17 protein-coding genes and 2 pseudogenes are annotated in these 17024 nt (G+C 37.8%); 5 read left to right on the top strand and 14 right to left on the bottom strand.

The features are described 5' to 3' along the window. The 6 genes and pseudogenes from CVD28_RS06465 to CVD28_RS06490 form a co-directional block, all read right to left on the bottom strand. Complete coding sequence (locus CVD28_RS06465) at positions 1–804, bottom strand: sugar phosphate isomerase/epimerase family protein (protein WP_101591540.1); 804 nt, start codon at positions 802–804, stop codon at positions 1–3. Between the two features lie 115 nt (positions 805–919). Continuing rightward, positions 920–1843 carry a 1-phosphofructokinase gene (gene pfkB / locus CVD28_RS06470; RefSeq protein ID WP_101591541.1) on the bottom strand — a complete coding sequence of 308 codons (924 nt, stop codon included), beginning with the start codon at positions 1841–1843 and terminating at the stop codon, positions 920–922. Continuing rightward, positions 1840–2127 carry a class II fructose-bisphosphate aldolase gene (locus CVD28_RS06475; protein WP_101591542.1) on the bottom strand — a complete coding sequence of 96 codons (288 nt, stop codon included), beginning with the start codon at positions 2125–2127 and terminating at the stop codon, positions 1840–1842. Before CVD28_RS06475 ends, pfkB begins: the two co-directional genes overlap by 4 nt. Positions 2128–2328: 201 nt before the next feature. After that, positions 2329–3330 carry a LacI family DNA-binding transcriptional regulator gene (locus tag CVD28_RS06480; RefSeq protein WP_101591543.1) on the bottom strand — a complete coding sequence of 334 codons (1002 nt, stop codon included), beginning with the start codon at positions 3328–3330 and terminating at the stop codon, positions 2329–2331. Positions 3331–3689: 359 nt separating this feature from the next. Next, positions 3690–4064: pseudogene (locus CVD28_RS06485) on the bottom strand (DUF2399 domain-containing protein); the annotation flags it as partial. 68 nt (positions 4065–4132) lie between these two features. Beyond that, positions 4133–4615, bottom strand: coding sequence for a DUF2397 domain-containing protein (locus CVD28_RS06490; protein WP_257985778.1), 483 nt, complete (start codon positions 4613–4615; stop codon positions 4133–4135). Positions 4616–4891: 276 nt separating this feature from the next. Between CVD28_RS06490 and CVD28_RS28460 the strand changes: the two genes are divergently transcribed. Next, on the top strand, positions 4892–5026 hold the full coding sequence (locus tag CVD28_RS28460; protein WP_219621184.1) for a putative holin-like toxin: 135 nt from the start codon (positions 4892–4894) through the stop codon (positions 5024–5026). Between the two features lie 657 nt (positions 5027–5683). On the opposite strand, the gene CVD28_RS06495 is transcribed toward CVD28_RS28460, so the two are convergent. The 5 genes from CVD28_RS06495 to CVD28_RS06515 all read right to left on the bottom strand — a co-directional run bounded on the left by CVD28_RS06495 (position 5684) and on the right by CVD28_RS06515 (position 10709). Continuing rightward, positions 5684–6361 (bottom strand): DUF3883 domain-containing protein, encoded by a 678-nt coding sequence (locus CVD28_RS06495; protein WP_101591545.1) that lies wholly within the window; start codon positions 6359–6361, stop codon positions 5684–5686. A 42-nt stretch (positions 6362–6403) separates the two neighbouring features. Further along, positions 6404–7378 (bottom strand): hypothetical protein, encoded by a 975-nt coding sequence (locus CVD28_RS06500; RefSeq protein WP_101591546.1) that lies wholly within the window; start codon positions 7376–7378, stop codon positions 6404–6406. 81 nt (positions 7379–7459) lie between these two features. Further along, complete coding sequence (locus CVD28_RS06505) at positions 7460–9031, bottom strand: ribosomal protein L7/L12 (protein ID WP_101591547.1); 1572 nt, start codon at positions 9029–9031, stop codon at positions 7460–7462. 14 nt (positions 9032–9045) lie between these two features. Next, positions 9046–10002, bottom strand: a complete 957-nt coding sequence (locus tag CVD28_RS06510; protein WP_180954010.1) for a patatin-like phospholipase family protein — start codon at positions 10000–10002, stop codon at positions 9046–9048. Positions 10003–10214: 212 nt separating this feature from the next. Then, complete coding sequence (locus CVD28_RS06515; protein WP_101591549.1) at positions 10215–10709, bottom strand: hypothetical protein; 495 nt, start codon at positions 10707–10709, stop codon at positions 10215–10217. Positions 10710–10925: 216 nt separating this feature from the next. On the opposite strand from CVD28_RS06515, the gene CVD28_RS06520 reads away from it, so the two are divergent. Then, complete coding sequence (locus CVD28_RS06520) at positions 10926–11372, top strand: PH domain-containing protein (protein ID WP_101591550.1); 447 nt, start codon at positions 10926–10928, stop codon at positions 11370–11372. Between the two features lie 510 nt (positions 11373–11882). After that, positions 11883–12272, top strand: coding sequence for a hypothetical protein (locus tag CVD28_RS06525; protein WP_101591551.1), 390 nt, complete (start codon positions 11883–11885; stop codon positions 12270–12272). A gap of 399 nt (positions 12273–12671) precedes the next feature. On the opposite strand, the gene CVD28_RS06530 is transcribed toward CVD28_RS06525, so the two are convergent. Then, positions 12672–13052: a hypothetical protein gene (locus CVD28_RS06530; protein ID WP_101591552.1), complete on the bottom strand. Its 381-nt coding sequence runs from the start codon at positions 13050–13052 to the stop codon at positions 12672–12674. 363 nt (positions 13053–13415) lie between these two features. Further along, on the bottom strand, positions 13416–14267 hold the full coding sequence (locus tag CVD28_RS06535; RefSeq protein WP_101591553.1) for an STAS domain-containing protein: 852 nt from the start codon (positions 14265–14267) through the stop codon (positions 13416–13418). 330 nt (positions 14268–14597) lie between these two features. Here CVD28_RS06535 and CVD28_RS06540 point away from each other — a divergent pair, with 330 nt between their 5' ends. Beyond that, positions 14598–15503, top strand: a complete 906-nt coding sequence (locus CVD28_RS06540; RefSeq protein WP_101591554.1) for a DUF2935 domain-containing protein — start codon at positions 14598–14600, stop codon at positions 15501–15503. Between the two features lie 29 nt (positions 15504–15532). After that, positions 15533–15874, top strand: a pseudogene (locus tag CVD28_RS06545) (YmaF family protein). Positions 15875–16408: 534 nt separating this feature from the next. On the opposite strand, the gene CVD28_RS06550 reads toward CVD28_RS06545, so the two are convergent. After that, entirely contained in the window at positions 16409–16804 is a 396-nt protein-coding gene (locus CVD28_RS06550; RefSeq protein ID WP_101591556.1) for a VOC family protein, read from the bottom strand. Positions 16805–17024: the final 220 nt, after the last annotated feature.

Here is a 17024-nt window from a genome sequence, read left to right on the forward strand (position 1 = left end):
TTATCTTCCTCCCTCTTGAAAAAGAAGCTTAAAATTTTGCCCCATAGTCCTGCACACTTCCCAAAGGTCAGTTACTGGCATATTTGTAAATGGGATTGTATGCATATAATCAGGAGAGGGACCATATTCAGGGGTAAATGTTATATAGGAAGCCCCCGTTTTCTCCCGCTGATTACAGATTTTTAACCACCAATCTTCATGTCTTTTCCTTTCAAGGTTATATTCGGGGGCTAATGGGTGCGGAACTTGTGGTCCTCCCGAGTATCCAATCCTGCCATGTATATGTATTGCCCGCTCAATGGCGATTTCCAGCTCTTTATCGTGGTTTTCCAATAACGATTCACAGACACAGCACCAATGACTAAAATCGGCAGTAAGTTTAAGCTCCTTAAACTCATTTAATAGTATAGCCGTATGCCATGGAGTAAACATTGCTCTGCCACGATGTGTTTCATGGGCAATAGGAATACCAATTTCTTTTTCCAATGCAAGTGCTTTTTCGAAGAATACATACTGATTTTCTATTGACATCGAATCTTTGGCGCTATGGGAAACAATCATTATCGGATTAAAGGAAGCAGCCCTCTTAACTTGCTCGGCAAAAGAGGCAATATGATCATCTTGTGTATGTATTTGAGCAATATATTCAAAATTGTACTTCTTCAAAAGCTGTTCAAATTCTTTTGCTGAATTTAATGGAGGATCTGCTTCAATGCCATCATATCCTGCCTCAGCAATTTGTGAGAATTGCTGTTCTAATGCCCCAGTCATACCCCATAAGGATTTCATTAACTTTAGTTGCAACATTTCCCCTCCTTTTTCCATCTGCTATTTCAGGACTGAGTTATTAAAGAATTCTAAATTCGCTTCATGCTACCAGGTTTTTATCGTCTTAGGAGTCAGATAGCGCAGTGGATTTTTACATTGACCCAACTATGATTTTTCCCATTAAGTCTACCACGGTTTTTTTGTTAACAAACCCTGTTGCATCCTCCATGGCGTTGGCAGTTCCGCAGGCAATGGCGAACCTCATTCTGTCCTGGATGCTATAACCTTTTAATGTCCCTACAGCAAATCCTGCAACAGTACTGTCTCCGGAACCAACCGGGTTTTTCACAGATACCTTTGGGATTCTGATACGAAAGGCCTCACCTTTATGGATCACGAGAGCACCATCTCCCCCAAGTGAAACCATCACAGTTTCCACTTGGCTTTGGGTGACTTTATCAACAGAACTTACGATATCTTCATCGCTTTTTAGTGGCATGCCTGAAATAGCTTCCAGTTCTTCAAGATTAGGTTTGATGAAAGAGGGCCCTGCGCTAATGGCCTCTACAAGAGACTGCCCGCTTGTATCGAGAAGAAATGGTATCCCCTTTTCTCTCGCCCTTTCTATGAGGTTCCGGTAAAGAGTAAGCGGCATGCCTTTCATCAGACTGCCAGAGCCGACGATGATGCTTGAACGATCAAGGACAGTATCGTAAAGGGAGAGGAACCTCTGCACATCTTCATCAGCAGCACTTGGGCCTGGTTCAAGGATTTCAGTTTGCTCCGTCTGAGATAGAATGGCAATACATGTTCTCGTTTCTCCGTTTATTCTAAGAAATTGATGATCTATCCCAGAAAGTGTTAATGATTCCTCTATAAACTCCCCGCTTTTTCCTCCAAGAAGTCCTGTCGCCAGGATGGGCGACCCAAGGAGGTGAACGACCCTTGTTACATTCAGTCCTTTCCCTCCCGCTGTGGCTTCAAATTCACTTACTCTTGTAACTTTTCCTGTTGCAAAATCATTGACAAAATATCGCCTATCGACAGATGGATTAAGGGTAACTGTTGTAATCATGCTTTTCCGCTGCTTTCACACATCATGATTTTTTCAATGGCGACCTTTTTCATCGCTTCTTTTCGGGGTGTGAGGTATTTACGAGGGTCATTGGCATCCAGGTTTTTGAGGTAATCTTTACCGGCGTATGACGGTGTTGCAGTAATCATTAGGGGTGACTTGGTTTCAGCGGCTGCTTCAGCTGCCACCTGGACTGTTTCAAGGCTATGGATGTTAAAGGCAGGGACTGCATATCCCCCTTCATATGCTAAGTTCATCATTTCTTTTGCAGATACTACGCTCATATTGTTCTCCTCTTTTTGGTAAGTTTATGTAACTTTTTAATTGCTCCAATAGGGTGTTCCCTTCATGCTTCCTATCAATACAAGACTATCAATTTTTTCATTATGGATTTCCCTTATTTCATCAACTGCAACTTACATTCAAATTTTCTTATGTACATCTGGAAGTTCTCTCTTCATCACCTCCATAAATGCATTTTGCATTTAAATCAGTTTCTTGACAGAGGTCCCTTCCAAAATCTTAGTTTTTAAGCGGCTTACATTCGGGAAAAGTGTGTAATCATTTTCAATTCGTTTTAATAAAATGCGTGCAGCCGTTTCTCCGATGTCATTCATTGGCTGGATCACTGTGGCTATTCTGGGTGTGAGCATTTGGAATACATCTGTGTTGTCGTATCCAAAAAGACTGATGTCTTCCCCGATTTTAATGTCATTTTCCATGAAATATTTGACGCCCGTCATCGTAGTTTCATAGTTGGTAGCGAATATCACGGTCGGCCTGTTTTCCTTTTGCATGAATTTCTGGTAGGCCTCGTACCCTCCGCCTTTTTTGTAGTCACCATGAAGGATCAGTGAGTCATCGATGGGGATCATATAGTCGCTAAGAGCCCTTACATATCCATTCAACCGCTCCCTTGCTGTATAAATATCGGCCGGCCCAGCAATAATTCCGATTTTTCTATGCCCTAATCGGATCATTTCCTCAACAGCCTTGTAAGATCCGTTCACATTATCACAAACAACAGCATCAGCTTCCACACCTTCGAGCAGCCTGTCGATCAGGATCACAGGTGTTCCATCATCAATAATTTCCTGCACATGCTGACCCTGGTTTGAAACCGGCATCATGATAATACCATCGACACGTTTTTCTTTCAGAAATCGAATCTTTTCCTCTTCGGTCTTAAGGCACTGGCGTGAATTGCAGACTATGAGACTGTAATTCTCTTTATCCAGTGTTTCTTCCATTCCTTCAATCACCTGATTGGTGAATATGTCGGTGATACTGGGTATGAGAACTCCGATTGTATACGACTTATTTGTCTTTAGTCCCCTTGCCATCTGGTTGACTTTATAATCGAGTTCCTGGATGGCTTCTTTGATCTTCACCTCATTGGCTTTTTTGACCTTGTAGCCATTAAGGTATCTTGATACAGTTCCTGTTGATATCCCTGTCATTCGGGAAACATCTTTAATTGTGGCCATATTCATCACCAAATCATTTTTTTGAAACGTTTCAATATTAATAAAAGCACAAAATTGAAACGTTTACATTCCTTATTATGAAAACCATTTATTTAAATGTCAATATCGAAATATATAGATAATTTAAAAAATTAATATCAAATAAACTAACCTTAATTACTTTTTACTATGTTGCAAGATACAGAAGTTCTTACTAAACACTGCTTGATGGGCTATCAAAATAAGGAACACAGCAATGAACAGATGGGAGGATATATTGAAAATATTAAGTTTGTGGGTATACTTCAAAATCAGCAACCCCATTCTAAAAAAAGGGTCAGTCCCCCGGTGAAGTAAAGCACCAGGGGACTAACCCCCCACTACCACTGCTTAAATCTAGGCTGACCTTTAAGTTGGTTTTTATTAATATGCTGCCTTATATCACTAATCAGTCTAGTAACAATCGCTTCCTGATACCCCGCCCGCTTCTTGTCTCTCATCAGGTCGATTAACCTGGCCCATTCAGGAGAAACAATTTGATTTAGCTTCGCCAGCCGATTCGAAATATCTTCATTCGATACGCTTGCTTCATACGCCTCTTGATCCATTCTCCATAAAACCACGTGGTGATGATATCTCTTCTTTAGCCGGTCTGCGATGATTATACCTTCTGGGTCTAAATCCCCGGAGTAAAAAAGGGTGCAGCCTGATTGAACCAGCCTGTCGAGCAGCTGCCAGCTGGCCAGCCTCAGCTGGCCATGTGTGCATTATGATCGGTGCTTTTGGAACAGCATCCATGATGGTCGAGCAGACGCTTGAGTTTTCAACAATCCAAACAGATGATCCGATCGCAGGCCAGATTCTCTCTATTTTCGGGACTTTGGACAGCGGTCAGCGCTTGAAACAATCGGTCAAATTGCGACCGTTCCAATGAACCTTGAAACGTATCCCCGACTTTCTTTTCCAGGACCACAAGCATTCTCTCAATCTCGATGGTATAAGGAGAAGATTGGTAACGAAACGGCTTCTTCTTGTACTCTTCCACTGTCTTGGCACTAGTCATATCCTGCCGTGCAATCAAGTTGTTCCATTTCACAAGCTGTGCAAGCTGCTGATGAAGCCGATCTTCCTGATAATCCGAGAACATTGGCATCGAACGCATATATTCAAAAACTTCCTCTGGAGCAATAAAATCTCGCATTCTCTCATGCTGATGATAAAAATATCGTAATATCGTACGGTAATAGGCAGCAGAATCAGCTGTTAAATAACTGGCCTCCACCACTTTCTTCATCAAAAAATCCACATAAATCATCCTTATCCTTGTATCCTTGAGGTAAGCCCCCGGCACGTTAAACCGGTCCTGGAGTGAGGGCCAGACACCTAATTGTCGATAGTCTAATTGAACCGAAATTCCTCAAAATAGAGGAGGAAAAATGTTGGAAAGAGATTGTTTAATTCAGATGCTTATTATTCAATTAATATACCAGGTATTGGTGAAAATCATGATATAATGGGAGGGTAATAGAATAGTGTTTCTCAAGGGTGGTCAGCACTCCCCTATAGGAAGGGGGTGATGCTGGTGACGGTGTTTGAAACGTTAATGATTTGCTTTACTTTTGCAAGTTTAATCGTGGCGATGCTGTCATTTAACCAAAAAAATAATCCACCCTTGAGCATGGATGCCAGTGGGTGGATTATTCCCCTATTAGGCTGATCACCCTTGCAAGGGGCCCGCCTATTGCATCGACCGTTTGGAGTTGCCGCTCCAGCGGTCTTTTTTAATATATGCTATTTCCTGTTCTTATTATACCCAAATCAATTCAACTAAATCAATGAACCTATTGAAATGATGGTAAAAAACAATGGGTGATGACTGGGAATAATGGAATTATGAACTTAGAAAGCTTGAGGTCTTGCATGTCTCCGCTTTTGCGGAAAAGCTCCGAACTTGGTCTCCCTCTATTGGAAATGACACCGTTGCTTTAAAGTGCCGGAGGCTTGACCCCATTCTTTCAATTACATTTACCCTTCCACCAATTCCTCCAGCAAAATCCACGAGTTATAAAATTCAAAGTTTACCTCTTCTTTTTTTTATGGACCACCCTGCTTTTCTTTTCTTTTCTTTTCTTTAAATAGGCTGCTGTCCAGGCAAGCGAAGCAATTATGTGTCCAGTTGAAATCAAAATTGATGTGGTTTTTGATTTATTAAAAATGTCGTGCTGGAACACGGATGAGAGCATTATCCACAGTAATTTGGTGGCTAATCCAATGGGTGTAAAGTAAAAAAGTAACTCACACTACTTTAGCGGGCATGGTGAGTTCTCTTTTTTTAATACTTTTCTATTATGTACTATTTGTACATTAACATTTGCTATTTCTTTCTTGTCTGTAAACGGTATTCTTTTGCATCAATACGGAATTTGTTGTTATCAAATCTAGACTGTCCTTCTTCGTATTGAAATAGATTTTTGTATCGATAAAGTTGTCTTTGTCGGTCATCGTTAATGTTGGTTACAAAGATGAGTTCAAAATTTTTTCCCTGCTGTTCGGCGAACTCCATTTCATTAGTAGTCATATAGAATGACTCTTCTTCCCCAGTAGATGCTTTCACTTCCACGTATATCGTCTTCCCTTCATCATTAACATACTTCATATCATATCCAAGACCTGCTTTTCCTTCCGCATAGACCTGATCCAATCTAGCATTCTCGGAGATCCATTCTACTTTGGAACGCGGATTAGAGGTTAGTTTATCCAAAATGTCCTGTAGACCTTCTTGATTATATTGTTTATCCTTTTCAATTTCCTTCTTCACGAAATGTGTATAAAGCTTTTGTAATTCGATTAGTTCTCCAAAGTAGACGAGGCTGTCATAATGATGATTGGATAAAAAGTCATCCAATTCTGTTTCGTTGATCTTCAATAAATCTTTTAATTTATGTTTGTTTGAAAAGTAAATAGCGTTTAAGTCCTTTGGTACGATAGCAGCTAAATCTATTGTTGCATTAAATAAAATATCTGTTACATTTACATAAATTGAATGTTCCAACTCTAATTTAATATTTTCATAGTCTGCTAGTTTTTGGTGGAACTATTGCTTTTGCTGTATTTCCAAACCTTTCATCTGATCATAAAGATAGGTTGCATATTGTTTTTTATAAGTTGCCATACACTCATCTAGTTGGGCTTCCAGGTACTTAGTTAATGATATATTTTCTAAACTATTCAAATTAAAGTGCTCAATATCAATTTGGAGTTCTTGAAAGAGCTCTATAAGATATGGAGCGTTTTCCAATGCTTGAAGATCTTCAAAAAGGATAAATTGATTACATTTGTCAAAAACCGTATCACTTAAGTGAAGAATTTCTTTCATTTCATCATCCGAATAGTTTTTTTCCTCATCAACCGTTATTCCAACAGTATTCATCACATCCATCCAAAACTGTTGTTTATCATTTACATCCTGTTGAAATAGTTTTTTGATCTCAATTAATAGATCAGGGTTATCAAAATCACTAAGGATTGTCTTTTTTCTATCATGTTCCGGTTTTGCCAGCATCTCGCGATAATCCTTTCGATTACCTTCAACATCAATGGAGCTCGATAACATATCCGCAATGGCATCACGAAACTCAAATACTTTTACCAGTTCAGAATAGGACTGGATGGAAGTTGGTATTTTCATATAAACCTTATTTTTTCCATACTCTACATATTCATAGTTGTCAATAACGACATGATTTCCGTAATATTCTATGGCCACATTCCTGCATAAGTAGATATCCATGCTATTCCATTTCTTTAATTCTGTAGATTTGAAGTCCTTCGCATAACGATAACAATAGGTATATGGAAGAAGTTTCTTAAACTCTTTTTTAAAATTATCATTCAGAACATGGAAGATTGGCTCTTCCATTAATGTAAAATCTATTTTTTTAAACGGTTTTACACCAAGAATAAGTTCTACCTTCTCTTTCCCTATCCGTTTATCTAAATCTAATAATGGAAAGGAATGAGCAATTGCACCACACGCCCCCGCTTCTAATAAAAGCCGGGGCTGGCGCACATTAGTTCATATTCTGAATACCTTTACATTCAATAAAAAAACCGAAATCTTTTACAGGATTCCGGTTTTCTTTTACCAGCATTATTCCTCGGACAAAATTAGCATGATCGGCTGCCCATTTTCTATTATCTGTCCGTGTTCTACAAATACAGAAAAAAGCTTTCCTTTTACATTTGCAAATATTTTTGTACTGCTATCCGATTTCTTGGATGAAAAAATTGTAAAAGTTGGATTTATGATTACATCAGATATTTCTGCTAATTTGGTATTGTCTTGAACATATTCTCCAGTCTTTATAAAATACGTAGGATCTTTTAGCTTGATGATCCCATCTCTATTTGCATGCACAAAGTGCACATTTTCCTTGTACGTTTTCGTTATGGCTTTAGCCCCTGCATGTCTAAGGATATTTTCAACAGCAATAGCTTGATCCTTTGTAATTCGGGACAGTATGGTTGCAGGAGCCATGTTAACAAGTTTTCTTGCCTCCTCCAAACTTAAGCCGCAGGAATCCTTAAAAACTTTCATTACTTTTATTTTGCTGTCTCCAGCATCGATTAGGAATAGATCATAATCTCCTGCTGCATCACTTTCTTCGTCAATGGTTTCTGTATAAGCCTCCGCTTTGTAGATCATATTTAAATCAACCAGCAATTCTAAAACAAAATCGAAAAGATTTACTTCTACTTCGGGATTCATATATGCATTGTTTTTCAAGTATTGCTGAATGATCGACAGTTTGATTTCTCTGTCATTAAAAGCTACTCCCGCCATGTTCAATTGCTCTGTAACACTATCTACAATATATTTCTCATCTGCATTAAGCTTTAATGTCTTTTCGACACCCTTTAATACTGGAGCCTGATACGGCTCTATTGTTTGCAGCGCATCTAAAGGAATGTCTGCGAAAAGACGGCTGATTAAATCAGGCTTTTGGCTAAGGTAATTGTAAAAGGATTTTGAAGTGATGGATTGTCTAATAGGTAATCCTAATTCCGCCAACGTTGACTTTAGCAGCATTAAATCTGCAGTCGACCATGTTCCCTTTGTTTTATGTAAAAAGTCGTTTGAGATGCAGACGATTTTTTCCTCATCCGGAAGCAAAGCATACTCGATTCCATTATACATTTGGTATTCAATGGTTGTATTCCAATGGAGGAGTTCTACATTTCGTTCCACCTTTTCCATGCGATGTTCCAGCTGAACGATTTCAGAGCGGGTTTGTTTAAAAAATACCCCAAGCTTCGTATAGACTTCATTAAATTCTTTATCTATTTCTAATGCCAGTGTATTCAGCTTATTATTCACGGCTGTTGCCAAATCAAAGGTTAATAGGTTTTGTTCAGCCAGCTTTTGGATCATTTGCTGAGAAGCATATTGGACCCTGGTCGTATCGGCATCCATTTGGGCCCGGATTTTTTGGTTTTTTCCGGTAAGGTTGTTCCATACTCTTTTCAAGAAGCCTTGCTGGGACAATTCCCTTCCTCTGGATTCACTTGCTGCCAATGCGGTTACACTGTCCATTGTCAGCTTTGAAATCATCGCCCCATTCTCTTTATGAAGGGCAATTGTCTGCTCAATTACTGTGTCGATTTCTGCTTTCTCTGATGCTATTATTTCCGCTTTATTTGGTAAACTTAGTAATTGACTCACTCGGAATCCCCCTGCTACCTCTTTATGTATTGTTCTATGTCTTTTTTTATTAACTCACGTTCACTTTTCAAAAGTCGTCGTTTTTCTTGAAACGCAATTTCATCATTTCTCGCTTCATTCAGCTTTGCCCCTATTTTTCTCTGAACCATTACCATATTATAAATAGGCTGAAAAATCCTTTTTGTATCATGGTATCCTTGATCCATTCTTCTCTGTGCACCAGCTCTCGTGAAATCCAGTGTTCCTTTGAAAACACCGCCTTGATGTTCCTGAGGGAGGATTTCTATGATTTTGGCCTCCGGAAATTTGCTATGGTCAATTAAACCGGTCCTGCTAAGATGTACAGCTATTATTACATCACAGCCCTCATCATACAGAGGTTTAACCGGTATGTTATCTGCATTAGGCAAAGAGATGCCGCCATCCCAATACATATCACCATCTATTTCAACCGGATCAAAAATAAACGGAATAGCCGAGGATGCCAGCAATATTGATTCAATTCGCTTTTGGTCTGATCCATTCAGCTTGAAGTACTCTGCCCTGCAGCTTAAAGCATGCAGACAAGTTGCATATATAGGAATGTTTGAGTTTGTTACTAATGAAAAATTGATATTATCCCGGATGATTTTCAATAGTCCTTCCCGTGAAAACCATCCATGTCCTATTAGACTGGTATTCATAGTTTCTAGGATTGAAAAGATCCTGGGAGACACTCTTCGTTTTGCATACAGCAATAGTTTGGCCGGATCAACAGTCAGGATTTTTTCAGGTGATATTTCCAGCCAAACCTGCTTAGCTCTTTCTAAATCACCCTGAGTGAATAAAAGTGTGTTTAAAGCACCTACTGAAGTCCCGGAAATTGCTTGTATGTTTTGATCCACCCCAAATTCTCTTAATGCTTTCCAAACCCCAATTTGATACGCGCCTTTTCCGCCGCCGCCAGCTAATACAAGTCCGATTTTCTTCAAGATTTTCACCTATAATTTTCTAATTTAATACTTCTATAGTATCATGTAACAATTGTTTTTTTAATAGCTATTTAGATAGCATTGATAACATTAAACCCTTCCCGCTACCTGTTGAAGATAGAATGATTTCTTTTATTACAAAAGGAATGTATACAGAAAAGACCGTTCAACTTTACTATTAAGCGGCCCTTTGTATAGTTCCTGGGAGTGCTTTATAACCCTAAACTAATCCATATTTTATTTTCCTTAATTACAAAATCCTTTATATTGCCTACTGGTATATTTCTGATTTTTTCAATTTGATTGAGGTCAATGGAGATATTATCATCACTGTATGAAAGCATAGACGGTTTGTTAAACACCATTTTCTTGATCCAGCTTTGATTTAATGGCTTTAAGTCTACGATTTTAAAGATTAGCATTCTCCTGCTGGCACTTTGGGGCTTCAGTTCAACTGAAAAGCTGATTGGCACTAGCATTTTCTTTGCTGTACCTTTCACAATCAGAGATCCACCGATTATTTGAACGTCTAAGCTAGTAATTTGTTCTAGGTTTTGCTTTTTGAAAATATATAAAATCATTTCCGAAGTGACTGGAATCGGGACCGCTTTGTCCTCTAACCTTCTTTTAGCTTCATTAATAATACTTGTTTCATCCTGAAGCATTTGCTTCACTTTGTTGTTCAGATTATTTAAAAAGCCTTTCATATTGTTCCCGCCTTTTAAAAGTATTTGATTTACTGGCTACTAACTAGGATACTTGAAATTACTCAATATTAGTGTCAAAATTTCGGAAGTAGGGGAAATATAAATATTATCATAAAAGCACGTTGTTCCCTATATGAAGGAACAACATGGAAGTGTAATGCCTCTTCAGTTCCTTTATAATAGATTCGGAATACTAATCTGAGAGGAACCAACATCATGAATAACATTACGATAGAAGTAACGATTGCAGGAGACTTTTCAACGTACGATGGACTTTGGGCTGAAGCTGAAAAGCTGCCTAAAACCGCACGCCAGCAATTTATGAAAGCATTGGACTCTGTCAAGAAGCACCTTGCTGCTGAGAAGATCTATTTCCTTTCGTCTGGCGCATTCAGCGGAACAACTTTTGGCTACTTATTCGTGACTGCCACAAAAGCGGTATTGACTGAAGTGAAACCATTTGGGAAAGTTAAGCCACACGAGATTAAGTACAGTGATTATACGGAGCTTGACCATGATATTCTTAAAGCTCTTGGCATAACTGCAACAGTAATAGAACTAAAAAAACCAGGTATATTCGGAAGTAAGAAAAATAAGATTACCCATATCCCTCAAAGAGACTTTGATGATATTTACAAATTCATTAACATGCAAATGAATTAGTTACAAATGACACTTGAACTGTCTTTCCTGAGGGTTTTATTTTATAAGCAGACATTCAGAAATAATTGGTTTAAAGTAAAAAAGCCGCAGATGTCACGGCCTTTTTACCGGCTGTCGAGAGATATTTTAAAAAAAAAAAATGAATTTAAGCGGAAGCTGATATTACTAAATATCGGCTTCTCTTTGTTTAAACTCCCGCCCCCTTTTTGCCCCTCTTTTCTGCCTTAAATAAAATGCTCAGCACCTAAAAAGAGAGAACACTTACTCATGTTGTTTTCCTCCATTTACCTTTTATTCTAAGAAATAAAGTAAGTTTTTAATAAATTTCATGATAAAGATACATTTTTGGACAAACTCTCACTGTCTTGCTTTTTTATTCATAAAGTATTAAAGGCCACTTGAAATTACAGCAGTGAGTGTTATCACTTTCAATGCCTAAACCATTTGAACCAAATTGCTGGAAATTTTAATTATGAATCCTAAAAAGTAACTGTGATTAGGGGTGCTAGCATGGAAATGCCAATTTTATCCAATGATGATTTAATGTCCATAAATTTATGGATTTTAAACTTAGAGCATCAAAGAATTAAGGACAGTGCAACCAAGTTAAAAGTGGCCGCCCAAGCAGAAGAATCATTAAATTTAAATTATAAATTAATTGGAAGCGGCAGGGGGCGGATTGTGTTTGACCTTTACAATGAATATGTTTTAAAAATTGCTATATCTCATAGGGGAATAAAAAGTAATCTGAGAGAAATCGACATATATATGCACTGTCCTGATGATTTACGAAAACACTTATGCCCTGTAGTAGACTTTGGAGTCGGTTGGATTATTATGAAAAAATTCGGTTCTACGCTCCCAAAGAAAAAAAATATTATAATAGGGTTGGTGAAATAAAAGACAAATTTATTAAATATGGGATAAAGCCGTGTGATATTATATCAGATAAAGGTAAGCCAAGATTCAGGAACTTGGCGTTATCCGGGGAAGATGAGGAAATTGTGGTTATCGATTATGGAAGTTTTAGATTTGAGAAGAATGAATGATCTATAGTTTCCTGTAAAGTTCCATGTCCAATGTCCTCCATTTCAAATACTTCGACCTCCAGTTCCGCTCCCACTTAATAGTAGTAGGTTTGCTTACTAATTCCTTTGCAACCTGGTAAAGTTCATAAGAGTTGATATCGTATTTATAGTAACTAGTAAAAATTGCGACAGATTTTCGACAATCGACAAAAAGCCGTCGTGATGACGGCCTTCTACATACCATATGTTCAGAATGCAGATGTCTTTTTTATCAATCTTCTTCTTCCTCTTCTTCAAAAAAATCATGGTCCCCCACATAAATAGGGCCGTTTGCATAATCGATTCTGATGACCCATTCATACGGAATGGATAAACGTCTGCATACGCCTCTCCAAAATTTACTGGAATCAGTTTCAAATTCTTGAAACTCTTTTAATAGTTCTTTATAAGACGCACTGTCAAAATGTATATTCATATCCTGAAGCCTCATGAAAGCCAGATGTCTAACTTCAAGCTCTGCTGCCTTTTCCATTTCTTCTTCAGTTGCCTCTCCTATAATGGTTCCTGGCGGGGGTAAGATAGCGTAGATATTTTCTACTTCTTCTACGGTTTCCTGTGCGGGAATAAATTTGTTCCTGTTCCGATTAAACATAGATTCAACTCCCTATGGTTTTTCATCTATTATATATAAGACGAAAGAACGCCGTAAACTAAAAATCTTCGAAACATTTAAATTAATTTGTTAATTTTAAGAGTGTAATTTTCCCTGTAAGTCTTAGTAAATAAACTGTCTCGTTAGCCCAGCAGAAAACTGCTTTTCATAAATCTCAGTGAACTCTGTGATATAACCCACATCGTCATTACTAGCTGTAGGTAAAAACAAAACGTTGGGATTAATCTTCCCCATTTTCAACAATTCTTTTATTGATGGGAAAATTATCTGAATGTTTTACAAATCCTCCACCAATTATAGCTAACCTCATTAATAAATTACACCGCCCATTTCACCTTTACTTTAGACATAGCCCTTTATTTTTATGACTTCTATCGCTTGTAATACAGATGCATACGTCTCAATTGATGAGAAGTCGATTCCTGCACGAATAGATTTTGTTGCTAAATCAGGGCGAATACCAGTAAAAACCATATTTATTCCCAACAGCCGAAGAACATCAAATATTTTAAATAACTGACTTGCAACGTATGTATCAATAGTAAGTATTCCAGAAAAATCCATAATAAGACATTTAACCTTCAATCGGGGAATTTCCGGTATTACCTTAATGAAAATATGTTCAACTCTTTCAGGTTCAAAGTTGCCAATCAAAGGAAGAACAGCAATACCATCATGGATAGGTACAATAGGAGCAGATAATTCATTAATCGCTGTTTGTTTTTCAATTAACTCTTTTTCTCTTTCATCAATGACACTATCGGTCTGTCTTTCAAAAGCCAGTATGGTCTCAGTAACTGTGATATCGAGCATATAGTTAACTCGTTTATTTACTTCATAAATTTCCTCAGTCGTAAGTCCATGCTTTAAGGAGACTTTCGTGATTTGTTCTATAAGACCTAATCGAATTTGTGGATAGCGTCCTATAATTCCTGAAATTCTTCCCTTGAGGGCTGCTTGCCGGTCCCCATTTTTTTTGCTCATTTCCAAAAAACCTTCTGGGACTTCATATTCATTTAAAGTTATACCTTCAGCCGATAATATTAAAAACTCAGTGTAAACACTGTAGTAATACTCTAAATCTTCTTTAGAAAATACAATCCCCAGTCTTTTTACAATATCATCAACAACTTTAATAGCTAATGATTCGGCATGTTCAGTTAAATAATTAGCAACCGCTGGAAACGACTTCATCCTTCTTTACCCCCAAGACTCTTCTTTTGCTTTGATTATATCCTTTAATCTGACACTTGAATATTGTTAATTAATTTTAATAGTCTCCATTTTCTATCTTAATATTTATTTTGATCCCTTTTCTACTCTCTTAAACAAACTCTCAGTTCTTACTTAAACTCTATAAAAATCATTATAAATCGCAATGCTTCTTCATTTAATTTAAGACCGTTATTTCGGTCATTTTCTAAATAACAAAGTTTAACACAGCCTTTGGGATTAGGAAATCGAACATACTTCAATTACGCAGCTAATAAAATAGAAATAAAGCCATCTTAGGAGGTACACACCATGCAAAGTCAGCCTCAAATACCGGGTCACATAACACAGGATCAATTTAATCAGATGTTGGTCTCACCCGAATCTTTTGCTGCAAAACCCGAGTCGATTTCCGAACAGCTATTTATCGAGCGGTCTCTTACCGAAAACAAATTTTGGCTCAGAATTATGAAAGAACACGCTTTATTCCTTGGTGAAGGGTTCAACCGGAAGGATACTCAGCACATCCAGGCAGCAGACCGCTTTTTTCATTATTTTGAACAGCAGGAAAAGCGGGCATACCAATTGCCCCTCAATGCTGAATTGGTGAGGAAGTTTAATGAGGAAAGCATTGACCTGGTTCATGGATTCCGTAATTTTAAGCGGAACCTTCTCATCCTTATCATAAACTGCAAAATAAGCGGATTTAATTTCCCTTTGCTTGTGGATCATATTGCTCGGGAAGCAGAATACTTTATGAGGACACTTAAGAAGTTTAATAAAGGGATTCTAGAGCCAATTCAAGATGCCATTATTAATGAAAATGTATTTTGGCTGCGGATTATGATGGAGCACTCCCGTTTCATCTCTGCATTGCTAGACCAGTCTGAAAGAAATTTAGTGAATACAGCAAGAAAATTCGGGGATGATTTTGAAACTCTTTTAAACCAAGCCAGAGATGTGGAATCTATGTTATATAGGAAGCAGCCGACATACCCAATTATTGGAAAATTAAATAAAGACAGTGAAAATGCTGCTACCGAGCTCCAAGCCTTCAAGAAAACCGGACTGGAGCTGATACAATCATGTCAAATTCGCAACGTCATTAATCCTCTTCTTGCTGACCATGTTTTACGTGAGGCCGGTCATTTCCTTTACATGATACAGGTATTGGAAGACCGATTAAACGAAAAAATAGCGGCTGAGCAGCAGCTGTAGATTTTTTTGCTTTAAATAAGCGGAGGGAAATAAGCAAAGCAGGAAAAGACGATTTTGTAACTGGTTTTGTACCGGACCATAATCATGGGGCTGTTGATTATACATCAGTGGATGATGGGCATGTTCATCAGTATTTAGGTGTCAGATCTCCCCCTATTTCAACGCAGGTTGATAGATGTACATATACCGGGAGCTATGTAGTATATGAGGATGGCCATACGCATTATTATCAAGCCTCTTCCGGGCCGGCAATTCCAGCTGGAAACGGGATGCATGTGCACTGATAAGATTTTTATACTACAGAAAACGACAAGCATCGCCAACGGGTCAGAGGTGTTAACAGTAAATCTCAAAGAAATCTTGGTTACTGAAACACAGCGAAAATCCAGCAGTGCCGACCGACCTAATGGTTCTATTTTAATGAATACAAAAAACGCATCGGTTTCATCGATGCGTTTTGTTTTACTGTTGTAATAGTTTGTGTCGGTTCAAGGCCAATGTAACTTCGCTTGCTAGCCTTTCATCCTCCCTAGAGATAGATCCTTTGTTACAATATGACAGCTGCAACCAAGTTTACAGCAAATATGGAATGATCATAAATGCACTTCTTTTAAGTTTGCTTATCAATTTCTCCTGCTGCTATAAATTATTTGTTGATTAGATGGCCAACGTTAATAATTTCGTATGCACCTATCCTTCCCTATAGCCACCAATGCAGCGCAAATGGTAGTTCATTCAATAAGAAAAGCTGGCTCAAATGGCAGCTGGATCTCGTTTAAATCACCTGTTATTTACATAATTAGAAAAACCATTTTTATCATATGATTAATAAAGCAGAGGAGGATCATACATACCCTGCTTTTATTGTGAATTCATGTTTTTATTCATCTATCATGGAAGCTATGCTATTTTGCATTCACATCGGGTTGGTGAATGCCGAATATGTTGCCTTCGGTATCAATATAATATCCTTGCCATGCCATTCCAGGCAGGGCGTATTTTGCCATTGCTACCTGGCCGCCATTCTCAATAATTTTAGCTTCCGTTACATCGTAATTTTCTACTCCCATTGTACAAGCAAATCCATTTACAGCTTGGTTTATTTCCGGCGGAGCACTTTGCCTCTGCATCAATGCACCATTGATTCCTGGTTCATTTTCATTGCCAGTCACTGCTCCAAAGTATGGCATTCCTGCAAACTCACTCCAATCTTGGAAGGACCATCCGAAAACCTCACCATAAAACTTCTTTGCACGTTCCATATCACTCACATGAATCTCGAAATGAACTAATCTTCCCATAATTTCCTCCTATTAATCAAATAATTACAAAATATTCCTAGTTATCTTTCCTATTCATTATTATAAATAGATTGGAAATAAATTCAATCCTGATAAAAATTTTGAGTTTAATTTTGTTCCACTTTTTTTGGAATGCATAGCAAGTATGGTTAGTAAGAGTAAATTTAAAAATTTAGTTACAATCAACCCTTTTTTGAAAAAATGAATACAAAAACCGCAT

Source organism: Bacillus sp. M6-12 (assembly GCF_002860285.1).
Lineage (GTDB): Bacteria > Bacillota > Bacilli > Bacillales > DSM-1321 > Peribacillus.

What these genes read in the sequence shown, in the direction of transcription:
- pfkB (WP_101591541.1), bottom strand. Translation starts at nt 1,843, where the DNA reads ATGATTACAACAGTTACCCTTAATCCATCTGTCGATAGGCGATATTTT.
- CVD28_RS06475 (WP_101591542.1), bottom strand. Translation starts at nt 2,127, where the DNA reads ATGAGCGTAGTATCTGCAAAAGAAATGATGAACTTAGCATATGAAGGG.
- CVD28_RS06480 (WP_101591543.1), bottom strand. Translation starts at nt 3,330, where the DNA reads ATGGCCACAATTAAAGATGTTTCCCGAATGACAGGGATATCAACAGGA.
- CVD28_RS06515 (WP_101591549.1), bottom strand. Translation starts at nt 10,709, where the DNA reads ATGAAAGGCTTTTTAAATAATCTGAACAACAAAGTGAAGCAAATGCTT.
- CVD28_RS06520 (WP_101591550.1), top strand. Translation starts at nt 10,926, where the DNA reads ATGAATAACATTACGATAGAAGTAACGATTGCAGGAGACTTTTCAACG.
- CVD28_RS06525 (WP_101591551.1), top strand. Translation starts at nt 11,883, where the DNA reads ATGGAAATGCCAATTTTATCCAATGATGATTTAATGTCCATAAATTTA.
- CVD28_RS06530 (WP_101591552.1), bottom strand. Translation starts at nt 13,052, where the DNA reads ATGTTTAATCGGAACAGGAACAAATTTATTCCCGCACAGGAAACCGTA.
- CVD28_RS06535 (WP_101591553.1), bottom strand. Translation starts at nt 14,267, where the DNA reads ATGAAGTCGTTTCCAGCGGTTGCTAATTATTTAACTGAACATGCCGAA.
- CVD28_RS06540 (WP_101591554.1), top strand. Translation starts at nt 14,598, where the DNA reads ATGCAAAGTCAGCCTCAAATACCGGGTCACATAACACAGGATCAATTT.
- CVD28_RS06550 (WP_101591556.1), bottom strand. Translation starts at nt 16,804, where the DNA reads ATGGGAAGATTAGTTCATTTCGAGATTCATGTGAGTGATATGGAACGT.